Annotated in this window: 18 protein-coding genes; 11 read left to right on the forward strand and 7 right to left on the reverse strand. The window is 65.5% G+C overall.

Annotated elements, in window-relative coordinates:
- The first annotated feature begins 35 nt into the window (after positions 1–35).
- Complete coding sequence (locus AWB80_RS25820) at positions 36–1,337, forward strand: aspartate aminotransferase family protein (RefSeq protein ID WP_061177505.1); 1,302 nt, start codon at positions 36–38, stop codon at positions 1,335–1,337.
- Between the two features lie 49 nt (positions 1,338–1,386).
- On the opposite strand, the gene AWB80_RS25825 is transcribed toward AWB80_RS25820, so the two are convergent.
- The 5 genes from AWB80_RS25825 to AWB80_RS25845 are packed head-to-tail and all read right to left on the reverse strand — an operon-like array spanning position 1,387 to position 6,798.
- Complete coding sequence (locus tag AWB80_RS25825; RefSeq protein WP_061177506.1) at positions 1,387–2,262, reverse strand: sugar phosphate isomerase/epimerase family protein; 876 nt, start codon at positions 2,260–2,262, stop codon at positions 1,387–1,389.
- The gene (locus tag AWB80_RS25830; protein ID WP_061177507.1) at positions 2,259–3,278 is read right to left on the reverse strand and encodes an ABC transporter permease; all 1,020 of its coding nucleotides are present in this window, start codon (positions 3,276–3,278) and stop codon (positions 2,259–2,261) included. The genes AWB80_RS25825 and AWB80_RS25830 overlap by 4 nt, the downstream gene beginning before the upstream one ends.
- On the reverse strand, positions 3,275–4,288 hold the full coding sequence (locus tag AWB80_RS25835) for an ABC transporter permease (protein WP_087131604.1): 1,014 nt from the start codon (positions 4,286–4,288) through the stop codon (positions 3,275–3,277). The genes AWB80_RS25830 and AWB80_RS25835 overlap by 4 nt, the downstream gene beginning before the upstream one ends.
- On the reverse strand, positions 4,281–5,798 hold the full coding sequence (locus tag AWB80_RS25840; RefSeq protein WP_061177508.1) for a sugar ABC transporter ATP-binding protein: 1,518 nt from the start codon (positions 5,796–5,798) through the stop codon (positions 4,281–4,283). Before AWB80_RS25840 ends, AWB80_RS25835 begins: the two co-directional genes overlap by 8 nt.
- 7 nt (positions 5,799–5,805) lie before the next feature.
- Positions 5,806–6,798 carry a substrate-binding domain-containing protein gene (locus tag AWB80_RS25845; protein ID WP_061177509.1) on the reverse strand — a complete coding sequence of 331 codons (993 nt, stop codon included), beginning with the start codon at positions 6,796–6,798 and terminating at the stop codon, positions 5,806–5,808.
- 220 nt (positions 6,799–7,018) lie between these two features.
- On the opposite strand from AWB80_RS25845, the gene AWB80_RS25850 reads away from it, so the two are divergent.
- Positions 7,019–8,074 (forward strand): substrate-binding domain-containing protein, encoded by a 1,056-nt coding sequence (locus tag AWB80_RS25850; RefSeq protein WP_061177510.1) that lies wholly within the window; start codon positions 7,019–7,021, stop codon positions 8,072–8,074.
- A 4-nt stretch (positions 8,075–8,078) separates the two neighbouring features.
- Here the strand turns inward: AWB80_RS25850 and AWB80_RS25855 are convergent, their stop codons facing one another.
- Together AWB80_RS25855 and AWB80_RS25860 are read right to left on the reverse strand one after the other, a co-directional pair.
- The gene (locus AWB80_RS25855) at positions 8,079–8,552 is read right to left on the reverse strand and encodes a VOC family protein (RefSeq protein ID WP_061177511.1); all 474 of its coding nucleotides are present in this window, start codon (positions 8,550–8,552) and stop codon (positions 8,079–8,081) included.
- A gap of 40 nt (positions 8,553–8,592) precedes the next feature.
- Positions 8,593–9,531 (reverse strand): LysR substrate-binding domain-containing protein, encoded by a 939-nt coding sequence (locus AWB80_RS25860; RefSeq protein ID WP_061177512.1) that lies wholly within the window; start codon positions 9,529–9,531, stop codon positions 8,593–8,595.
- Positions 9,532–9,702: 171 nt separating this feature from the next.
- On the opposite strand from AWB80_RS25860, the gene AWB80_RS25865 reads away from it, so the two are divergent.
- From AWB80_RS25865 to AWB80_RS25905, 9 genes are read left to right on the forward strand one after another with little or no spacing between them, the layout of a single operon-like run.
- Positions 9,703–10,758, forward strand: a complete 1,056-nt coding sequence (locus AWB80_RS25865; protein WP_061177513.1) for an ABC transporter substrate-binding protein — start codon at positions 9,703–9,705, stop codon at positions 10,756–10,758.
- 43 nt (positions 10,759–10,801) lie between these two features.
- A complete protein-coding gene (locus AWB80_RS25870; RefSeq protein WP_061177514.1) occupies positions 10,802–11,881 on the forward strand; it encodes an ABC transporter ATP-binding protein in 1,080 nt (359 codons plus the stop codon).
- Positions 11,868–12,740 (forward strand): ABC transporter permease, encoded by an 873-nt coding sequence (locus AWB80_RS25875; protein WP_061177515.1) that lies wholly within the window; start codon positions 11,868–11,870, stop codon positions 12,738–12,740. The genes AWB80_RS25870 and AWB80_RS25875 overlap by 14 nt, the downstream gene beginning before the upstream one ends.
- 16 nt (positions 12,741–12,756) lie before the next feature.
- Positions 12,757–13,554, forward strand: a complete 798-nt coding sequence (locus AWB80_RS25880; protein WP_061177516.1) for an ABC transporter permease — start codon at positions 12,757–12,759, stop codon at positions 13,552–13,554.
- Complete coding sequence (locus AWB80_RS25885; protein ID WP_061177517.1) at positions 13,551–14,687, forward strand: NAD(P)/FAD-dependent oxidoreductase; 1,137 nt, start codon at positions 13,551–13,553, stop codon at positions 14,685–14,687. Before AWB80_RS25880 ends, AWB80_RS25885 begins: the two co-directional genes overlap by 4 nt.
- A 7-nt stretch (positions 14,688–14,694) precedes the next feature.
- Positions 14,695–15,057, forward strand: a complete 363-nt coding sequence (locus AWB80_RS25890) for a (2Fe-2S)-binding protein (RefSeq protein ID WP_061177518.1) — start codon at positions 14,695–14,697, stop codon at positions 15,055–15,057.
- Positions 15,047–16,453 (forward strand): FAD/NAD(P)-dependent oxidoreductase, encoded by a 1,407-nt coding sequence (locus AWB80_RS25895; protein WP_061177519.1) that lies wholly within the window; start codon positions 15,047–15,049, stop codon positions 16,451–16,453. The genes AWB80_RS25890 and AWB80_RS25895 overlap by 11 nt, the downstream gene beginning before the upstream one ends.
- Positions 16,446–17,612 (forward strand): NAD(P)/FAD-dependent oxidoreductase, encoded by a 1,167-nt coding sequence (locus AWB80_RS25900; RefSeq protein WP_061177520.1) that lies wholly within the window; start codon positions 16,446–16,448, stop codon positions 17,610–17,612. Before AWB80_RS25895 ends, AWB80_RS25900 begins: the two co-directional genes overlap by 8 nt.
- 58 nt (positions 17,613–17,670) lie before the next feature.
- Positions 17,671–18,024: a RidA family protein gene (locus AWB80_RS25905; RefSeq protein ID WP_061177521.1), complete on the forward strand. Its 354-nt coding sequence runs from the start codon at positions 17,671–17,673 to the stop codon at positions 18,022–18,024.
- Positions 18,025–18,062 lie beyond the last annotated feature (38 nt).

Raw genomic sequence — 18,062 nt, forward strand, 5'->3', positions numbered from 1 at the left:
GCAAATTCCTCTCACCATCCGCCAGGAGAAGCACGGTGTCCCTGAACAACGACGCAACTTTTTGGCACAACGCCAGGCAGCATCTGATTCGCTACGGCGGCACCTTCGAGCCGATGATCATCGAGCGCGCGCAGGGCAGCTTCGTCTACGACGCCGATGGCCGCGCGATTCTCGATTTCACGTCGGGACAGATGAGCGCGGTGCTCGGCCACAGCCATCCCGACATCGTCTCGGTGATCAGCGAGTATGCAGGCAAGCTCGACCATCTCTTCAGCGGAATGCTGTCGCGTCCCGTCGTCGATCTCGCGACGCGTCTCGCCGATATCACGCCCGCCGGGCTCGATCGCGCGCTTTTGCTCAGCACCGGCGCGGAGTCGAACGAGGCCGCGATCCGCATGGCGAAGCTCGTCACGGGGAAATACGAAGTCGTCGGTTTCGCGCAGTCGTGGCACGGCATGACGGGCCATGCCGCGTCGGCCACGTATAGCGCGGGGCGCAAGGGTGTCGGTCCGGCGGCGGTCGGCTCGTTCGCGATTCCCGCGCCGTTTGCGTATCGCGCGCGCTTCGAGCGCAACGGCCAGTACGACTGGCTCGCGGAACTGGATTACGCGTTCGATCTCATCGACCGGCAGTCGAGCGGCAATCTCGCGGCGTTCATCGCGGAGCCGATTCTGAGCTCGGGCGGGATCATCGAGTTGCCGGAAGGCTACATGGCGGCGTTGAAGCGCAAGTGCGAGGAGCGCGGCATGCTGCTGATCCTCGACGAAGCGCAGACCGGCATCGGCCGCACGGGCACGATGTTCGCGTGCCAGCGCGACGGCGTCACGCCCGACATCCTCACGCTATCGAAAACGCTCGGCGCGGGCTTGCCGCTCGCGGCGGTCGTGACCTCGGCGGAGATCGAGGAACGGGCGCACGAACTCGGCTATCTGTTCTACACGACGCACGTGTCGGATCCGCTGCCGGCGGCCGTCGGCCTGCGCGTGCTCGACGTGGTCGAACGCGACGGGCTCGTCGCGCGCGCGAACGTGATGAGCGCGCGGCTCAGACGCGGCCTGCTCGATCTGATGGAGCGCTTCGACTGCATCGGCGATGTGCGTGGACGTGGTCTGCTGCTCGGCGTGGAGATCGTTCGGGATCGCCGCACGAAGGAACCCGCCGATGGGCTTGGCGCGAAGATCACGCGCGAGTGCATGAATCTGGGCCTCAGCATGAATATCGTGCAGTTGCCCGGGATGGGGGGCGTGTTTCGCATCGCGCCGCCGCTTACTGTCAGCGAGGAGGAGATCGATCTCGGGCTTGATTTGCTCGGTAAGGCTATCGAGCGGTCGCTATAGAGGTTGATTGGCGGGTCGGGCTTTCGCTGGAAGAGCCCGACCTCAAGCCTCAATGATGCGCCCGCGCCTTCGCCGCCGCATTGATTCCCCCCGCGATGAACTCACGCGCATGCGTCGCGAGATCCATCCCGTCGTCCCACAGGTTGCGCCAGATCGCGAGCGCGTTCGACAACTGTTCGTTCACCACCGTCGACGAAAAGCTTTCGAAGGTCACCACGCCCTGATACCCGACCATCGCGAGCGCATGGAAAAACTGCGCAAAATCGATCGTGCCCGACCCGAGATAACCGCGATTGCTTTCGCCGATATGCACATACCCGAGCCGCTTGCCGCACTCCAGCACCGGCTGCATGAAATCCGATTCCTCGATATTCATGTGATACGTATCGAGATGCACGACGACATTCGGCGCATCCACTTCGTCGATCAGCGCGAGCGCCTGCGACGCCGTGTTCAGCAGATTGCTCTCATAGCGATTCACCACTTCGAGCCCGAGCGTCACGTTCTTCTTCTGCGCGAATTCGGCGATACGCTTGAGCGAATCCACCGCATTGCGGCGGCCCTGCTTCGTGACGGGCGCGGAGTACTTCGCCATCGCGCCATACAGAATGCCGCCAAAATAACCGCCGCCCAGTTCCGACGTAATCGTGATGCCCTCCTCCAGCAACGCGACGCCGCGCGCGACGGTCGCCGCATCTTCACTGGAAACATCCGCGTCGAACGTCAGGCCGCGCGAGCAGCCGATATCCAGTCCGTGTTCCTGCAGAAGATCGCGCGTGAACGCCAGGTCCATGACCTTCGGGCCATGCAACGAAAGCTCGACCAGATCGAATCCGGCGGCCTTGGTCTGGCTGATCACCTTGCGCGTCGATTCCGGCGTCAGATCGCCCGCCCATACCAGTGCATGTACGCCAAGCTTGTTCATCGTGCGACTCCCTCCGATGCGGTCGCGCGCCTGCGGACCTGTGTTTTGGAAATGCCGTAGGCCCACGCCCAGCGAATGAGCATCACCGCCAGCAGGAACACGCCCCACAACGCGGTGGCCAGATGCTGATTCGCGCCGAGCAGATTCAACCCCGATGCGATCACCTGAAGAATCACCAGCGCGATGACCACCGGCACGACGCGCCCGAAACCGCCGAACGGATCGACGCGTCCGAGAAAGCAGGCCAGCACGGAAATCAGCAGAAACGCCTCGCCATGCCCCACGCGCACCGAGTTGAACTGCGCGGCCATCACGACGCCTGCGACGCCGCACATCAGCCCGGACAGCATGTAGATGCGCGTGACCGCGCGCGTGGTCGCAATGCCGGAATAGCGCGTCGCCTCAAGATTGCTGCCGATCATGCGGGTGGCGAAGCCGAGCCGCGAGCGCGTCATCACGACATGCCACAGCACCGCGCAGCCGATGAAAATCCACAACGGAATCGGCACGCCGAGAAACACGCCGTTGCCCATCTCGCGCACGAACGGCGGAAAGCCGGAGATATCGCCGCCGCGCGTGAGGAATTCGCCGAGGCCGCGCAGGAAGATCATCATCGAGAGCGAGACGAGAATCGGGCTCGCGCCGGTCCGCGCGATGACCGCGCCCATCACCCAGCCCGATGCCGCGCCGGTCGCCAGCGCCGCCGCGATGCCGAGCACGACGGCGAGCGCGCCCGCGTCCGCGCCGCCGTGCGTGTGCAGCACGTAAGCCATCGCGAGACCCGAGATATTGGCCGTGAACGTGACCGCGAGGTTGAAGCCGCCTGAGATCAGCGGCATCAGCATGGCGAGCGTGAAGAAGCCGAGTTCGGGCAACTGGAACGCGACCGATACGAACGTGCTCGCCGTGAAAAAGCGATCGGACGCGAGACTCATCGCGACGATCACGACGACGAGAAAGCCGAGCAGGCCGGCGACATCGGCGGGAACGAGCGATGCGGAAGATCGCGCTTTCATGACGATGCCCTGGCGCCAGCCGACGCGAATCGCGATCCGACGAGCTTCGCGAAGCCGCCGCTCGACAATGTGATCGCGACCAGAATGATCGCGCCGATGATCATCTTGAACGCATACGGCGAGATGCCGAGCAGGTTCAGTCCGTTCGCGGTGATCGCGGTGAGCAGGATGCCGAGGATCGCGCCGAGAATCGTGCCGCGCCCGCCGCCGAGACGCGCGCCGCCGAGCACGACGGCGGCGAGCACATCGAGTTCGCGGCCGTACATGGCGTTGGGCACCACTTCCTGTACGTAGTGCGCCTGCATCAGTCCGGCGATGCCCGCCATCATGCCGAGCCAGCCGAACGCGATGTAATGCATCGCGCCGATATTCACGCCCACGCGCCGCGCCGCCTCGGGGTTGTCGCCCATCGCGTAGAGCTGACGGCCGGTGGTCGTGCGGCGCAGCAGGAACCACGTCGCCGCGACCATCACGACCATCACCGCGACGGGCAGCGCGAGATTCGCGGCGCCGCTCGCGGTATCGAAATGCACGATCGATACGCGCTCGACCCACCAGTCCGGCAAGTCGTAGATCGACACGCCGCCCGTGAGAAACATCAGGCCTCCGAAGAATACGTTGAACGTGGCGATCGTCACGACAATCGACACGATTTTGAAGCGATAGATGATGGTCGCATTGACCGCGCCGAGCAGAAAACCGAAGCACGCCGCGACGACGAAGCCGAGCGCCCAGTTGCCGCCGCCCAGGCGCATGACGGTCAGCGCGGTCAGATACTGCACGACCGACGCGCCGACCGCGAACGAAATATCGATGCCGCCCGCGATCAGCACGACCAGCAAGCCCACCGCGAAGATGATGTTGACGGAGCTTTGATTGAGCAGATCGAACAGATTCGACAGCGTCAGAAAGGTCGATGTCGTGAGGCTCAGCCCGATCATCATCACGACGATGACGAGGATCAGCAACGCCTCGATCGAACCGATCCCGAATTTGCGCAGATCAGGCATGAACGTCTCGCTCGATATGTTCCATGGTCGTCGCGCCCGGCACGTATTCGCCGACGATGCGGCCATCGCGCATATGCAGGATGCGGTCCGAGTTGAAATAGACCTCGGGGATTTCGTCGGAGATCAGCAGAATCGCCATGCCGAGCGCCGCCAGCTTGTGAATGATCGCGAAGATGCCGGCGCGCGCGCCCACATCGACGCCGACGGTCGGCGAATCCAGAATCAGCAGCCGAGGATTGGTCGCCAGCCATTTGGCGAGCACGATGCGCTGCTGATTGCCGCCCGATAATGTCGATACGGCATCGTCCGCTTTGCCGATCTTCACGGCGAGTTGCGCGATCCAGTCCGTGATCAGATCGTGGCGCTTGCGCGAGGAAATGAGATGCGTGGCGTCGAGCAGATGATCGAGCACGGCGGCGATCGTGTTGTCGCCGATCGACTGCGGCTGCACCAGTCCGAGCGAAAGCCGGTCCTCGGACACATACGCGATGCCCTTGCGGATCGCATCGCGATTCGAGCGCAGCGCGATTGCCTTGCCTTCGATGCGAATCGAGCCCGCGCGCGGGCGCGTCATGCCGAACAGCGACAACGCAAGCTCCGTGCGTCCCGCGCCGAGGCGTCCCGTCATGCCGAGAATCTCGCCCTTCCTGATCGTGAGCGAAATGTCCGCGTACTCGCGCCCGCGCGACAAGCCCTGCACGTCCAGCACCACCGGCGCCGATGAGAGATCCGTCTTGCGCACCGCGTAATCGAAGGTGCGGCCCGTCATCAGTTCCGTGAGACGGGTTTGCGTCATCCCTTCGGTCGGAAACGTGCCGACGTACTGACCATCGCGCAGCACGGTCACGCGCGTGCAGACTTCGAGCACTTCCGCGAGCCGATGACTGACGAACACCACCGCGATACCATCCGCCGACAGGCGACGCACGATCGCGAGCAAGGCTTCGGTTTCCGCATGGCTCAGCGACGCCGTCGGCTCGTCCATGAACACGAGGCGCGCATCGCGCACGAGCGCCCGCGCGATCGCGACGATCTGCCTCTGCGCGATCGACAGCGAACGCACCGGCCGGTTCAGATCGATGCCGACGCCGAGCCGCGCGAGAATCCTGCGCGCCGCCTCTTTCATCTTCCCGTAGTTGACGAAGCGCGGACGGCCGCCGAGGTTCTGCTCGAACGCGATGTTCTCCGCCACGGTCATCTCGGGAAAGAGCGCGAGGTCCTGCCAGATCACCTGAATGCCGAGCTCGCGCGCCTTCGCCGGATCGAGGCCTTCGATCGACACGCCGTCCATCAGCATCACCGCGCCCGGCTCGGGCTGATACACGCCGTTGATGATCTTGATGATCGTGCTCTTGCCGCAGCCGTTCTCGCCGGCGAGGCAGAGCACTTCGCCGGGCATGACATCGAACTGCACGCTCTTGAGCGCCTTCACGCCGCCGAACACCTTGGAGATGTTGTCGAGCTGAAGCAAGGGCGTGCGCTCAGGGGCAACGGCGGCGGCTTGCATCATGGAGCGCTCAGAGGCCCGATTTCGCGAGTTCGTCGACGGTCTTCTCGTTGAGGTCGACCAGTTGATCGACGATCAGGTTATGACCATCGGGATGCACGACGCCGAGACCCGGAATATTGGTGCCGTCCTTGATCGGCTGGCCCTTCGCGACCATCGTGCCGAGCGTCACGAACACTTCGCCGGCCTGCGCGGGATTCCACATATAGCCGCCGGTCAGCACGCCGTCGTGAACGAGGCGGCGGCCTTGCCCCGGCGAGAACGGACCGAGCACGAGCACCTTGCCCTTCATCTGCTTTTCCTGCACCGCGCGCGCGGCGCCGATCGGCCCCTGGCTGCCGAACGCGAGTATCGCCTTCAGGTTCGGATGCGCGCGCATCAGGTCGAGCGCGGTCTTGCGCGATGCATCGACGTCTTCCGCGACGCCGTAACGGTCGCCGACCAGCGTCATGCCCGGATAGTTGGCCTTGATGTACGCGATGGCCGCATCGGCCCATGCGTTGTGCAGCGGCACCGTCAGCGAGCCGACGAACACCGCGTATTCGCCCTTGCCGCCGAGCGCTTCGCCGAGCCGCTTTGCGTACGCCTCGCCGAAGCCCTTCACCGACGCGAGTTCGAAGTCCCAGTCCGCGTTCTTCTGCTTCGGCGACTCGTGCGTGATGACCTTGATGCCGGCCGCGCGGGCGCGCTGCAAGACGGGTTCGAGCACTTCGGCATCGTTCGGCACGACGCCGATCACATCGACCTTCTGCGCGATGAGGTCTTCGATCGCGCGCACCTGCAGCGCGGGATCGGCGCTCGTCGGGCCGATCATGAACGCCTTCACGCCGAGCTGCTCGCCGCGTTTCTTGATGCCGGCGTCCATCGCGTTGAACCAGGGAATGCCGCCGATCTTCACGACGACCCCGATGACCGGCTTGTCGGGCGACGCCGAGGCCATGCCGACTGCCAGCGCGAATGCGGCCACGCCTGCGCACAACGAGCGAATCAGATGCTTGGACATGTCTCCTCCGAAGGACGTCCGCACATCGAGCAGGCGCCCAGTTGAGTGATCGGAATTCCAGATGCGCCGGCTTTATCGATTCGCTGCTAAATCCATTCAGCACGCCGGGTTGGGGTATGCTGAATCTATTCAGCAACAGGGTCGACTCGGACAAACCCTAGTTCGGTTCCTGATTCCGGAACGGCTACCGTCCGGGAAAACAATGCAGTGAGGAGACAAGGTGGCCAGCAATAAGCCCGGACGGAAGTCGACGATCTATGACATCGCGAAGGCGACGGGATCATCGACTGCCACAGTGAGCATGGTGCTGAACGGCACCTGGGCGCGTTATCGCATCAAGGAAGCCACGGCCGACCGGATTCTGGAGAGCGCGCGCAAGCTCGGCTACAACGTCAACATGAAGGCGCGCGGCTTACGGCTGTCGAGATCGGGGCTCGCCGGCATGGTCCTGCCGCATTACCGCAACCGCTTTTTTGCGGGCCTCGCGCAGACTTTCGAGGATCAGGCGCGTAGCCGCGGCTTGTGTCCGATCGTGGTCGGCACGCAGCGCGATCCGGCGGTCGAAGTGAGTGTCACCGAGACGCTGCTGTCGCAACGGGTCGAGTTGCTGTTCATCGCCGGGGTGCGCAATCCGGCGCCGCTCAATGCGCTATGCGCGGCGGCGGGCGTGCCGTCGATCAACGTCGATCTGCCCGGCGACGGCGCGCCGTCGGTCGTGTCGGACAATCGCGGCGGCGCGCGCGCGATCACCGACGTGCTGATCGACAAGCTGATCGCGCGCGGCGAATCGCCGGACGAACTGATCCTGCTCGGCGGCATAGCGGGCGAATACGCGACCGAGATGCGCATCGCGGGCTTTCGCGACGCGTTCGAGGCACGGCGCATCGCGCCCGCGCCCGATGCCGTCGAATCGTGCGGTTACAACGCGGCGTCCGCGCAGCGCGCGCTCGCGGCGCGTCATGCGAGGCTCGGACGGCTGCCTTCGGGCTTGCTGATGAACTCGATCACCGCGTTCGAAGGGCTCGTGCAGTTCACGTCGAGCCTGTCGCCGGAGGCGTGGAAATCGGCGGTGGTCGGCTGCTTCGACTGGGACCCGTTCGCGGCGCATCTGTCCTTCGACGTGACGATGCTGCGTCAGGACGTGCAGACGATCATTTCCGAAGCTTTCGCGCTGGCCGATCACCACGATCCGGCCGACCGCACCGTGGTGATCGTGCCGACCGGCTTCGGCAAGATGTACGAGGAGGCCGAGCAGACGAAGGAGTTCGACCGCTGAGCGTTCACCCGCCCGCCGCCGCGCGCTCGATCGCGGCGATGTCGATTTTCTTCATCTGCATCATCGCGTCCATCGCGCGGCGCGCGGCTTCGCGATCGGCGCCGTTGAAGATCTGGAGCATGCGCTTCGGCGTGATCTGCCAGGAAAAGCCCCAGCGGTCCTTGCACCAGCCGCACGGCCCTTCTTCGCCGCCATTGCCGATGATCGCGTTCCAGTAGCGATCCGTCTCCTGCGCGCTGTCGGTGTGGACCATGAAGCTCACCGCTTCATTCGGCTTGAAATTCGGGCCTCCATTGAGCCCGAGAAAACTCTGGCCCAGCACGGTGAATTCGACGGTCAGTTCAGGCCCCTGCCCCACGCCCGGCTTCGCGGATACATGTCCCGTGCCGACATGGCTATCCGGAAACGTGGCGGCGTAGAACTCCGCCGCTTCACGCGCGTCGCCATCGAACCACAGACAATTGACGAGCTCGGCCATCGCGTTCTCCTTCGAGACAGTGGACAGTGCGCCGACGATATCACGCCCGCGCCAACGCGCGCGCCCGGCCTCGCGCGGGCGGCACGACCTCCGCCAGCAATTCCTCGTGCAGCGCGCGCAACACCTCGACGAACGCCGACGCAAGCCGCTCGCGCGGCCGATGCGGCGGAAACAGCAGATAGGTCGGGAAGCGCACCGCCGGCAGGAACGGACGGATCGCGATATCCGGTCCTCGGAAATCGCGCGCGACGATCGGATGTGCGAGCGTCACGCCCATGCCGTGCCGCACCATCTCGCAGCACATCGCGGTGTATTGCGCCTCGATTGCGAGCACGCGCTTCACGCCCGCGCGCTGGAACACTTCGTCCATCAACGCGCGGGTGCCGTCGCCGTGACACAGCGAGATGAACGACTCGCCTTCCAGATCCTCCGGCCGGATGACGCGCTTTGCCGCCAGCCGATGCTTCGCCGGCATCACGCATACGGCGGACACGCTCGATAGCTGCTCGACATCGCAGTTCGACGCCTCGCTCACATACACGGCAACGCCCAGATCGCAGAACTGCGATGCGGTCCAGTGATTCACCGTGCCCGACGTGTTCACATGCAGCGACACCGTGACTTCCGGATACAGCTCGACGAAGCGCTTGATCGCGTGCGGCACGAGCGTGATGCCCGCCGAAGGCATTGCCGCGATGCGCAAACGGCCGCTGCCGAGATTGCGGATCTGCGCCGCCGCGTTCGCCAGTCCCTGCAAGCCGACGAACGCACGTTCGACTTCGCGGAAGAACGCGGTGCCTTCGCTCGTGGGAATCAGCCGCACGCCGCTGCGCTGAAAAAGCTGCAGGCCCGTTTCGCGCTCCAGTTGCGAAATCAGCCGGCTGACATTGGGCTGCGAGGTGAAGAGCGCCTTGGCCGCCGCGGTCATCGATCCGGACACCATCACCTCGCGAAACGCCTCGATGTGTTTCAGATTCATTGCGTGTTTTCCCCCGTATTTTCCCTATTCTGGCCGATCCCGATCCATATCATCGCTGCATAGATAGGTATTTTATTCGTATTGGACGATATGACCACCCGGCGCGACACTGCATTCCATCGACGGGCAGACAAGCCCGCTCCCCACGTAACGGAACTGGAGATCGTCGTCATGAGAAGCGCGCTGCCTCGCCGTCTGTCCGTCCTGTCCCGCGCCGCGTTCGCGGTCCTTTCGATCACCGGAGCGCTCGCTGCCCACGCCGAAACCACGCTTTACGTCGCCAATGTCGGCGGCTCGAACGAGCAGCTCTATCGGCAGAAAATCATTCCGCCGTTCGAGAAGGCGCACGACGTCAAGGTCGTCTACGTCGCGGGCAATTCGAGCGATACGCTCGCCAAGCTCCAGGCGCAAAAGGGCCATCAGCAGATCAACGTCGCTGTGATGGACGACGGCCCCATGTACCAGGCGATGCAGATGAACCTGTGCGCGAAGCTCGACGACGCGCCGATCATGAAAGACGTCTATCCGCTCGCGAAGCTCGGGCCCACGTCGATCGGCGTCGGCATGGTGGCGACTGGAATCGGCTACAACGAGCAGGCGTTCAAGAAGGCCGGCCTGCCGCCACCCGATTCGTGGAAGGCGCTCACCGACAAGCGCATCAAGGGCAAGCTCGGCGTGCCGCCGATCACCAACACCTACGGCCTGCATACGCTCGTGATGCTCGCGCGTCTGTCCGGCGGTGGCGAGAAGAACATCGATCCGGGCTTCACCGAAATGACGAAGCAGGTCGCGCCCAACGTGCTCTCGTGGGCGCCGACGCCCGGCGAGATGGACGGCCAGATGCAATCCGGCGACGTGATCCTCGCGCCGTACGGCAGCGGCCGCGCGGTGGCCTTGCAGAACACCGGCTTTCCGCTCAAGTTCGTCTACCCGAAGGAAGGCGCGGTTGCGTTGCAGGTGGCGGCGTGCGTCGTAGCGGAGAACGCGCAGCCCGCTTTGTCGCAACAGTTCGTGCAGTACCTGCTGACGCCCGAAGTGCAGACGCTGCAGGCGCAGAACATCGGTCTCGGGCCGGTCAACAAGACTGTGAAGCTGACGCCGGAAATCGCCGCGCGCGTGCCCTACGGCCCCGAGCAGATCTCGAAGCTCACCGCGATGGACTGGGCCACCATCAACCAGCATCGCACCGAGTGGACCGAGCGCTGGAACCGTTCGGTCGAGCGCTGAAGCGCGCCCCACGATCCGTTGACGTGACGAAGGAGCAACGCGCATGGCCTTTCTGACTTTGCAAGGCATTTCGAAACGCTACGGCGATTTCACGGCGATCGAACAGCTCGATCTCGCGGTCGAGCGCGGCGAGCTGCTGTCGCTGCTCGGCCCGTCCGGCTGCGGCAAGACCACCACGCTGCAAATGGTCGCGGGCTTCGTCACGCCGACGACCGGCCGCATCGAACTCGATGGACGCGACATCACCCACGAGCGCCCGGAGAAACGCGGCATCGGCGTGGTCTTTCAGAGCTACGCGCTGTTTCCGCACATGACGGTGGCGGGCAACGTCGGCTTCGGGCTGGAGATGCGCAAGGTGAAGCGCCGCGAGCGCGACGAACGCGTCGCCGAAGCGCTCGCGCTGGTGCGTCTGAACGGACTCGGGCACCGCTATCCGAAGGAGCTGTCGGGCGGCCAGCGGCAGCGCGTGGCGATCGCCCGTGCAATCGCGATGCAGCCCGAACTGCTGCTGCTCGACGAACCGATGTCCAATCTCGACGCCAAGCTGCGCGAGGAGATGCACATCGAATTGCGCGCGATCCAGAAGCGTCTGGGCATCACCACGATCCTCGTCACGCACGACCAGGTCGAAGCGATGACGATGAGCGATCGCATCGCGGTGATGCATCGCGGCGCGATCTCGCAGCTCTCCACGCCCTACGACGCCTACGAACGCCCCGCGACGCCGTTCGCATCGACCTTTCTCGGCCGCACCAATGCGTTTTCCGGCGAAGTGCTGCGGCGCAATCCGCGCTGCGCGATCGTCGACGTCGCGGGCACGCAGATGCACGTACCGCACGAAGGCCGTCATGTCGATGGCGCGGTGAACGTCTACATTCGCCCGGAAAAAGTCCACATCGCCAATGGCGATGCCCGGCTGCGCGGCCGCATCGCGACGCGCGTGTTCGTCGGCAATCAATGGCTGCTCGAAGTGGAGACCGGCCTTGGCAAGCTGCGCGTGGCGCAGCCGAATCACGGCGCACCGCCGCCCGAGGAAGGCGACGAAGTCGGTCTCGACTGGACCGACGACGACCTGCGCGTGCTGACGCAGGACATCCGGGAGAACGTCAATGGCCACGCTTGACGACACCCGTCCCGGCGCCGCGCCGTGGCTGCTGTCGGGGCCCGCGCTGCTTCTTTTCATCGGCCTGTTGCTGGTACCGCTCCTGCTCACGCTGATGCTGTCGTTCCGCGTGTTCAGCGATACGGCCGGCGTCACGCCCGCCCTTACGCTCGGCAACTACTGGGAAGTGGTAAGCGATCCTTATTACGGCACGATCTTCCTGCGCACCGCCGGGCTCGCGTTCGCGGTCACGCTGCTTTCGATCGTGCTCGGCGTGCCGGAGACCATCGTGCTCGCGCGCATGAAGCGGCCGTGGCAGTCGCTGTGTCTCCTGATCGTGCTCGGCCCGCTGCTCATCTCGGTGGTCGTGCGCACGCTCGGCTGGCAGATCCTGCTCGGCAACAACGGCGTGCTCAACAACGCGCTGCAGGCGCTGCACATCACCGACGAACCCATCCGCCTGGTCTTCACGATGACCGGCGTGATCATCGCGCTCACGCATGTGCTGGTGCCGTTCATGGTGATGTCGGTCTGGGCGACGATGCAGAAGCTCGACCCGCAAGTGGAATGGGCCGGCCGCTCGCTCGGCGGCTCGCCTTTCGCGGTGTTTCGCCGCGTGGTGCTGCCGCAGATCATGCCGGGCGTGCTATCGGGCTCGATCATCGTGTTCGCGCTGTCGGCGTCGGCGTTCGCCACACCCGCGCTGATCGGCGGACGGCGGCTCAAAGTGGTCGCGACCGCCGCCTACGACGAATTCCTCGGCACGCTGAACTGGCCGCTGGGCGCGAGCATCGCGGTGCTGCTGCTGATCGCGAACGTCGCGATCGTGATGGGTTGCAGCCGTCTCGCCGAACGCCGCTTCCGGCACATCTTCGACTGAGCGGAGGATCATCATCATGAAAGAAAACGGCTGGCTCGCGCTCACCTACAACGCGTTCTTCCTGACCTTCATCGTCGCGCCGCTCGCGGTGGTGATGCTCGTCGCCTTCACCGACAAGGGCTTCATCTCGATGCCCTTCGATGGCGCGTCTTTCCGCTGGTTCCACGCGATCATCGAGAACGGCGACATCGTCGCGGCGTTCTGGCTGTCGGTGCGGCTCGCGTTCGCGGCGGCGACCATCGGTGTGCTGCTCGCGGTGCCCGCCGCGCTCGCGATCGCGCGCTATCGCTTTCCGGGCCGCGCCGCGCTCACGAGCTTCTTCCTCTCGCCGATGATGATTCCGGCGGTCGTGCTCGGCATCGCGTTCCTGCGCTTTCTCTCGCTGCTGCATCTGTCGGGCTCGTTCTGGTCGCTGGTCGCGGCGCACGTGATCATCGTGCTGCCGTATGCGTTGCGGCTTGCGCTGTCTTCCGCCGTCGGGCTGGATCGCGATGCCGAGCGCGCGGCGCTCTCGTGTGGCGCGAGCCGCTTCACCGCGTTTCGCCGCGTCGTGCTGCCGATGATCCGCACGGGCGTGGCGGGCGGCTGGGTGCTGTCGTTCATCCAGAGCTTCGACGAACTCACGATGACCATCTTCGTCGCGACGCCCGGCACCACGACGCTGCCCGTCGCCATGTACAACCAGATCGCGCAAACGATCGATCCGCTGGTGGCGTCGGTATCGGCGGTGCTGATCGTCGGCACGGTCCTGCTGATGATCCTGCTCGACCGCATGGTCGGTCTGGATCGCATTCTGATCGGAGAAGCCCGATGACATTTTCAAGCTCCGCCAGCCCCGATGTGCTCGTCCTGGGCGGCGGCCTGGTCGGCTCGGCCGTGGCCTACGGGCTCGCCCGCGAAGGCGCGCGCGTGACCGTGCTCGACGAAGACGACGGCGGCCTGCGCGCCTCGCGCGGCAACTTCGGCCTCGTGTGGATTCAGGGCAAAGGCTATGGCTTGTCGCCGTACGCGCAATGGTCGCGCAGTTCGTCGACGCGCTGGCCCGGATTCGCCGATGCGCTGCAGAGCGAAACCGGCATCGATGTCGCGCTGCGTCAGCCGGGCGGTTTCCAGTTCCTCTTCAATGACGAAGAACGCGCGGAACGCGAGAAGCGCCTCTCGACGCTCAAGGCCGAACTCGGCGATTACCCCTACCAGATGCTCAGCGCCGCCGAAGTGCGCGAGCGCATTCCGCAGATCGGGCCGGCCGTGATCGGCGCGAGCTATACGCCGATGGACGGCCACGTGAATCCGCTCAAGCTGCTGCGCGGCCTGCACGCGGCGATGCAGGCGCGCGGCGTGCAGCTCGTGTCGGCGGAGCGCGCGGAACGCGTCGTGCCGGAAGCGGGCGGCTTCACGGTGCATGGCAGACGCGGCACGTATCGCGCGGCGCGCGTCGTGCTCGCGGCGGGCCTCGGCAATCGCGCGCTCGCGCCGTTCGTCGGGCTGCATGCGCCGGTTGCGCCGAATCGCGGGCAAGTGCTGGTGAGCGAGCGCGTCGCGCCGTTTCTCCACTATCCGACGCTCAACGTGCGCCAGACCGACGAAGGCAGCGTGCAGTTCGGCGATTCGATGGAAGAAGTCGGCTTCAACGATTTCACCACGACGCCAGTGCTCGCCGACATCGCCCGCCGCGGCGTGCGCGCCTTCCCGATGCTCAGGCACGTGCGGCTCGTGCGCATGTGGGCCGCGTTGCGCGTCTACAGTCCCGACGGCTTTCCGATCTACGACGCATCGCAGGCGCATCCGGGCGCGTTCGTCGTCACTTGCCACAGTGGCGTGACGCTCGCCGCCGCGCATGCGCTGCGCGTCGCGCCGTGGATCATGGGCGCGGCGATGCCCGATGAACTGCCCAGCTTCTCCGCGCGCCGCTTCGAGCACGCACAAGAACTGACTCCCGCACATTGAGTTCGACATGACAGCCCAATCGAATCCCACGCTCTTCAAGCCGCTCGATGGCGCCGCAGGCGGCAACATCGAAATCTGGTTCAACGGCCAGCCGCTCACCGTGCCCGCCGGACGTTCGGTCGCGGCGGCGCTGCTGGCGGCGGGCGTCGCGCGCTTTCGTGCGACGCCCGTCTCCGGCGCCCCGCGCGCGCCCTACTGCATGATGGGCGCGTGCTTCGAATGCCTCGTCGAAATCGACGGCGTGCCGAGCCGCCAGAGCTGCATGGTCGAGGTGAAGGCCGGCATGCGCGTGCGCTCGCAGGAAGGCGCGCGCGATCTGCCGCCGTCGATCGCAACCGATATTCCGCTGGAGAACGCCCATGGCCGCTGATTTCGCACCCGAAGCCGTCGATGTCGTCGTGGTCGGCGCCGGTCCCGCCGGCATGAGCGCGGCCACCCGCGCCGCGCGCGCGGGCCTGAAAACCGTGCTGATCGACGAACAGGACGCCGTCGGCGGGCAGATTTATCGCGCGATCGGCCGGGCGGACGCGCGCCGCAAGGAGATTCTCGGTCCGGACTACGCGGCAGGCGCGGCGATCGCTCAGGCGTTCGCCACGTCCGGCGCGCGCCACGTGACGAATGCGAGCGTCTGGCAGGTCACGCGCGAGCGCGGCGTCAACTATCTGAAGGACGGCAAAATCGCCTCGTTCGATGCGCAGCGCGTGATTCTCGCGAGCGGCGCACTGGAACGGCCCTTCCCGATTCCCGGCTGGACGCTGCCCGGCGTGCTGACGGCGGGCGCCGCGCAGATCCTGCTCAAGAGCGCGGGCGAAGTGCCTGCCGCGCCGCCGGTGCTCGCGGGCTGCGGGCCGCTGCTGTATCTGCTCGGCTGGCAATACGTGCGCGCGGGCGTGCCGATCCGCGCACTCGTCGATACGACGCGTCACGAAGACCGCTGGCGCGCGAAGCGTCATCTGCTGTCGGCGCTGCGCGCGTGGCCCTTCCTGAGCAAGGGCCTGCAACTGATCCGCACGCTGCGCGACGCAGGCGTGCCGATCTTCGAGGCCGCCGACGACTTGCGCGTGGAAGCGCGCACCGGCACCGATCAGGCCGAACGTGCGGCGGCGCTCTGCTTCACGACGCAGGGCGTCGCGCATCGCATCGAAGCGGACGTGATCCTGCTGCATCAGGGCGTCGTGCCGAACACGCAGTTCACGCATGCGCTGCGCGCGGGGCATCGCTGGGACGATGCGCAACTGTGCTTCACGCCGAAGACCGACGCATGGGGCGAACTCGATGTGCCCGGCATCTTCGTCGCGGGCGATGGCGCGGGTATCGGCGGAGCGCAGGCGGCCGCGTTGCAGGGCACGCTCGCGGGCGTCGCGGCGGCGGCGCAACTCGGCGCGCTCGATACCGCCGCGCGCGATGCCGAAGCCGCCCCGTTGCGCCGCGCGCTCGCGGACGTCATGCGCATCCGGCCGTTTCTCGACAGCCTGTATCGCCCGCGCCATGTGAATCGCGTTCCGGGCGATGGGACCATCGTGTGCCGTTGCGAGGAAGTGACGGCGGGCGAGTTGCGCCAGTTCGTCGAGCTGGGTTGCGTCGGGCCTAATCAGGCGAAATCGTTTGGACGATGCGGCATGGGGCCGTGCCAGGGCCGCATGTGTGGTCTGACGGTGACGGAAGTCATCGCCGATGCGCGCCGGGTCTCGCCCGCCGAAGTCGGCTATTACCGCATCCGTCCGCCGATCAAGCCGCTCACGCTCGGAGAACTCGCCGGTGAATGACGCAAGCGGAGCTCAGGAAGCGGACGTGCTGATCGTGGGCGGCGGATTGCACGGCACGAGCAGCGCGTTTCATACCGCGCGGCGCGGCGCGAAGGTGATCGTGCTCGAAGCCGATTATGTGGCGCGCCATTCGTCGGGCGTGAACGCGGGCGGCGTGCGTACCCTCGGACGACCCGTGCCGGAAATTCCGCTCGCGCTGATGTCGCGTGAAATCTGGCACGGCATGACCGATCTGATCGGCGAGGACGGCGGCTTCGTCGCGTCGGGCCAGTTGAAGATCGCCGAAACCGACGACGAACTCGAAGCCTGCCGCGAGCGCGTCGCACTGCTCGAATCGCACGGCTTCACGCATGAGAAAGTGATCGACCGCGACACCGTGCTCGAACTCGAACCGGCGCTCGCGCGGCACGTGACGGGCGGCATCTGGGTCGAGCGCGATGGTTACGCGCTGCCCTTCAGGACGACGACGGCGTTCCGCCTCGCTGCGCAAAAGCTCGGCGCGCGCTTTCTGGAAGGCACGCCGGTGCGCCGCATCGAGCAACGCGGCACGCGCTGGTTCGCGCACACGCCGCGTGGCACGTTCAGCGCGGAAAAACTGCTCGTCACGGCGGGCGCGTGGTCGGGCGAACTCGCGAGGCAGGTGGGCGAGGCGGTGCCCGTTCATCCCGAAGGGTTGATGCTGATGGTCACGCATCGCGTCGCGCCGTTCTGCCGCGCGACGCTCGGCGCGACGGGCCGGCCGCTCTCGTTCAAGCAGTTCGACAATGGCACGGTGGTGATCGGCGGCAAGCTGATCGGCATCGCGGATCTCGCGAATCGGCATGGCGAAGTGGATTTCATCCGGCTCGTGAAGAGTGCGCGCACCGTTACTGATCTTTTTCCGCACCTGCGGCATCTCGGCGTGAATCGCGCGTGGGCGGGGGTCGAAGCGTTTACGGCGGATGAATTGCCGGTGATTTCCGCTAGCCGCGAGGCGTCGAATCTTTATTACTCGTTCGGCTATTGCGGTAGCGGGTTTCAGCTTGGGCCGGGATGCGGGAAGCTCGTGTCGGAGCTGATGCTCGATGGGGTGGCGTCGCTTTCGCTCGATGCGTTCGCCATTGATCGCTTCGATGCGGCTTTTAAGGACGCGGGCGTGTCGCGGCTCGTGGCGCACTAGGTTTGTCGCCGGATCCCCCAGCATAACAACCACCTCTTTTTAAATCGGAGAACTACACATGAACGATATCGTTCGCATCGACACCAATCAGCGGATGAGCCGCGTCGTAAAAGCCGCAGGCCTCGTGTTCATCGGCGGCCAGACATCGGCCGATCACACCCCCGACGTGAAACTGCAAACCGCGAAAGTGCTTGAAAAGATCGACGGCTTTCTCGACAAGGCCGGCATCGACAAGACGCGTCTCGTCTCCGCGCAAGTGTGGCTCGCGGATATCGGCCGCGATTTCGCCGGCATGAACGAAGTATGGGACGCATGGGTGCCCGAAGGCTGCGCGCCCACGCGCGCGACCGTGCAGGCGCAACTCGCATCGCCGGATCTGCTCGTCGAAATCGCGGTCGTGGCGCTCGGCTGAGGCGAAACGCGCCTCTCGCACGGAGCGCCGCGCGAGGG

The sequence above is a fragment of the Caballeronia pedi genome (assembly GCF_001544915.2).
GTDB classification, from domain to species: Bacteria; Pseudomonadota; Gammaproteobacteria; order Burkholderiales; family Burkholderiaceae; genus Caballeronia; species Caballeronia pedi.

Excerpts from the sequence above, each read along its gene's own strand:
- AWB80_RS25855 (WP_061177511.1), bottom strand. The coding sequence starts at position 8,552 with ATGGCCGAGCTCGTCAATTGTCTGTGGTTCGATGGCGACGCGCGTGAA.
- AWB80_RS25830 (WP_061177507.1), bottom strand. The coding sequence starts at position 3,278 with ATGAAAGCGCGATCTTCCGCATCGCTCGTTCCCGCCGATGTCGCCGGC.
- AWB80_RS25835 (WP_087131604.1), bottom strand. The coding sequence starts at position 4,288 with ATGCCTGATCTGCGCAAATTCGGGATCGGTTCGATCGAGGCGTTGCTG.
- AWB80_RS25860 (WP_061177512.1), bottom strand. The coding sequence starts at position 9,531 with ATGAATCTGAAACACATCGAGGCGTTTCGCGAGGTGATGGTGTCCGGA.
- AWB80_RS25880 (WP_061177516.1), top strand. The coding sequence starts at position 12,757 with ATGAAAGAAAACGGCTGGCTCGCGCTCACCTACAACGCGTTCTTCCTG.
- AWB80_RS25865 (WP_061177513.1), top strand. The coding sequence starts at position 9,703 with ATGAGAAGCGCGCTGCCTCGCCGTCTGTCCGTCCTGTCCCGCGCCGCG.
- AWB80_RS25870 (WP_061177514.1), top strand. The coding sequence starts at position 10,802 with ATGGCCTTTCTGACTTTGCAAGGCATTTCGAAACGCTACGGCGATTTC.
- AWB80_RS25905 (WP_061177521.1), top strand. The coding sequence starts at position 17,671 with ATGAACGATATCGTTCGCATCGACACCAATCAGCGGATGAGCCGCGTC.
- AWB80_RS25895 (WP_061177519.1), top strand. The coding sequence starts at position 15,047 with ATGGCCGCTGATTTCGCACCCGAAGCCGTCGATGTCGTCGTGGTCGGC.
- AWB80_RS25890 (WP_061177518.1), top strand. The coding sequence starts at position 14,695 with ATGACAGCCCAATCGAATCCCACGCTCTTCAAGCCGCTCGATGGCGCC.
- AWB80_RS25885 (WP_061177517.1), top strand. The coding sequence starts at position 13,551 with ATGACATTTTCAAGCTCCGCCAGCCCCGATGTGCTCGTCCTGGGCGGC.
- AWB80_RS25825 (WP_061177506.1), bottom strand. The coding sequence starts at position 2,262 with ATGAACAAGCTTGGCGTACATGCACTGGTATGGGCGGGCGATCTGACG.
- AWB80_RS25840 (WP_061177508.1), bottom strand. The coding sequence starts at position 5,798 with ATGATGCAAGCCGCCGCCGTTGCCCCTGAGCGCACGCCCTTGCTTCAG.
- AWB80_RS25845 (WP_061177509.1), bottom strand. The coding sequence starts at position 6,798 with ATGTCCAAGCATCTGATTCGCTCGTTGTGCGCAGGCGTGGCCGCATTC.
- AWB80_RS25875 (WP_061177515.1), top strand. The coding sequence starts at position 11,868 with ATGGCCACGCTTGACGACACCCGTCCCGGCGCCGCGCCGTGGCTGCTG.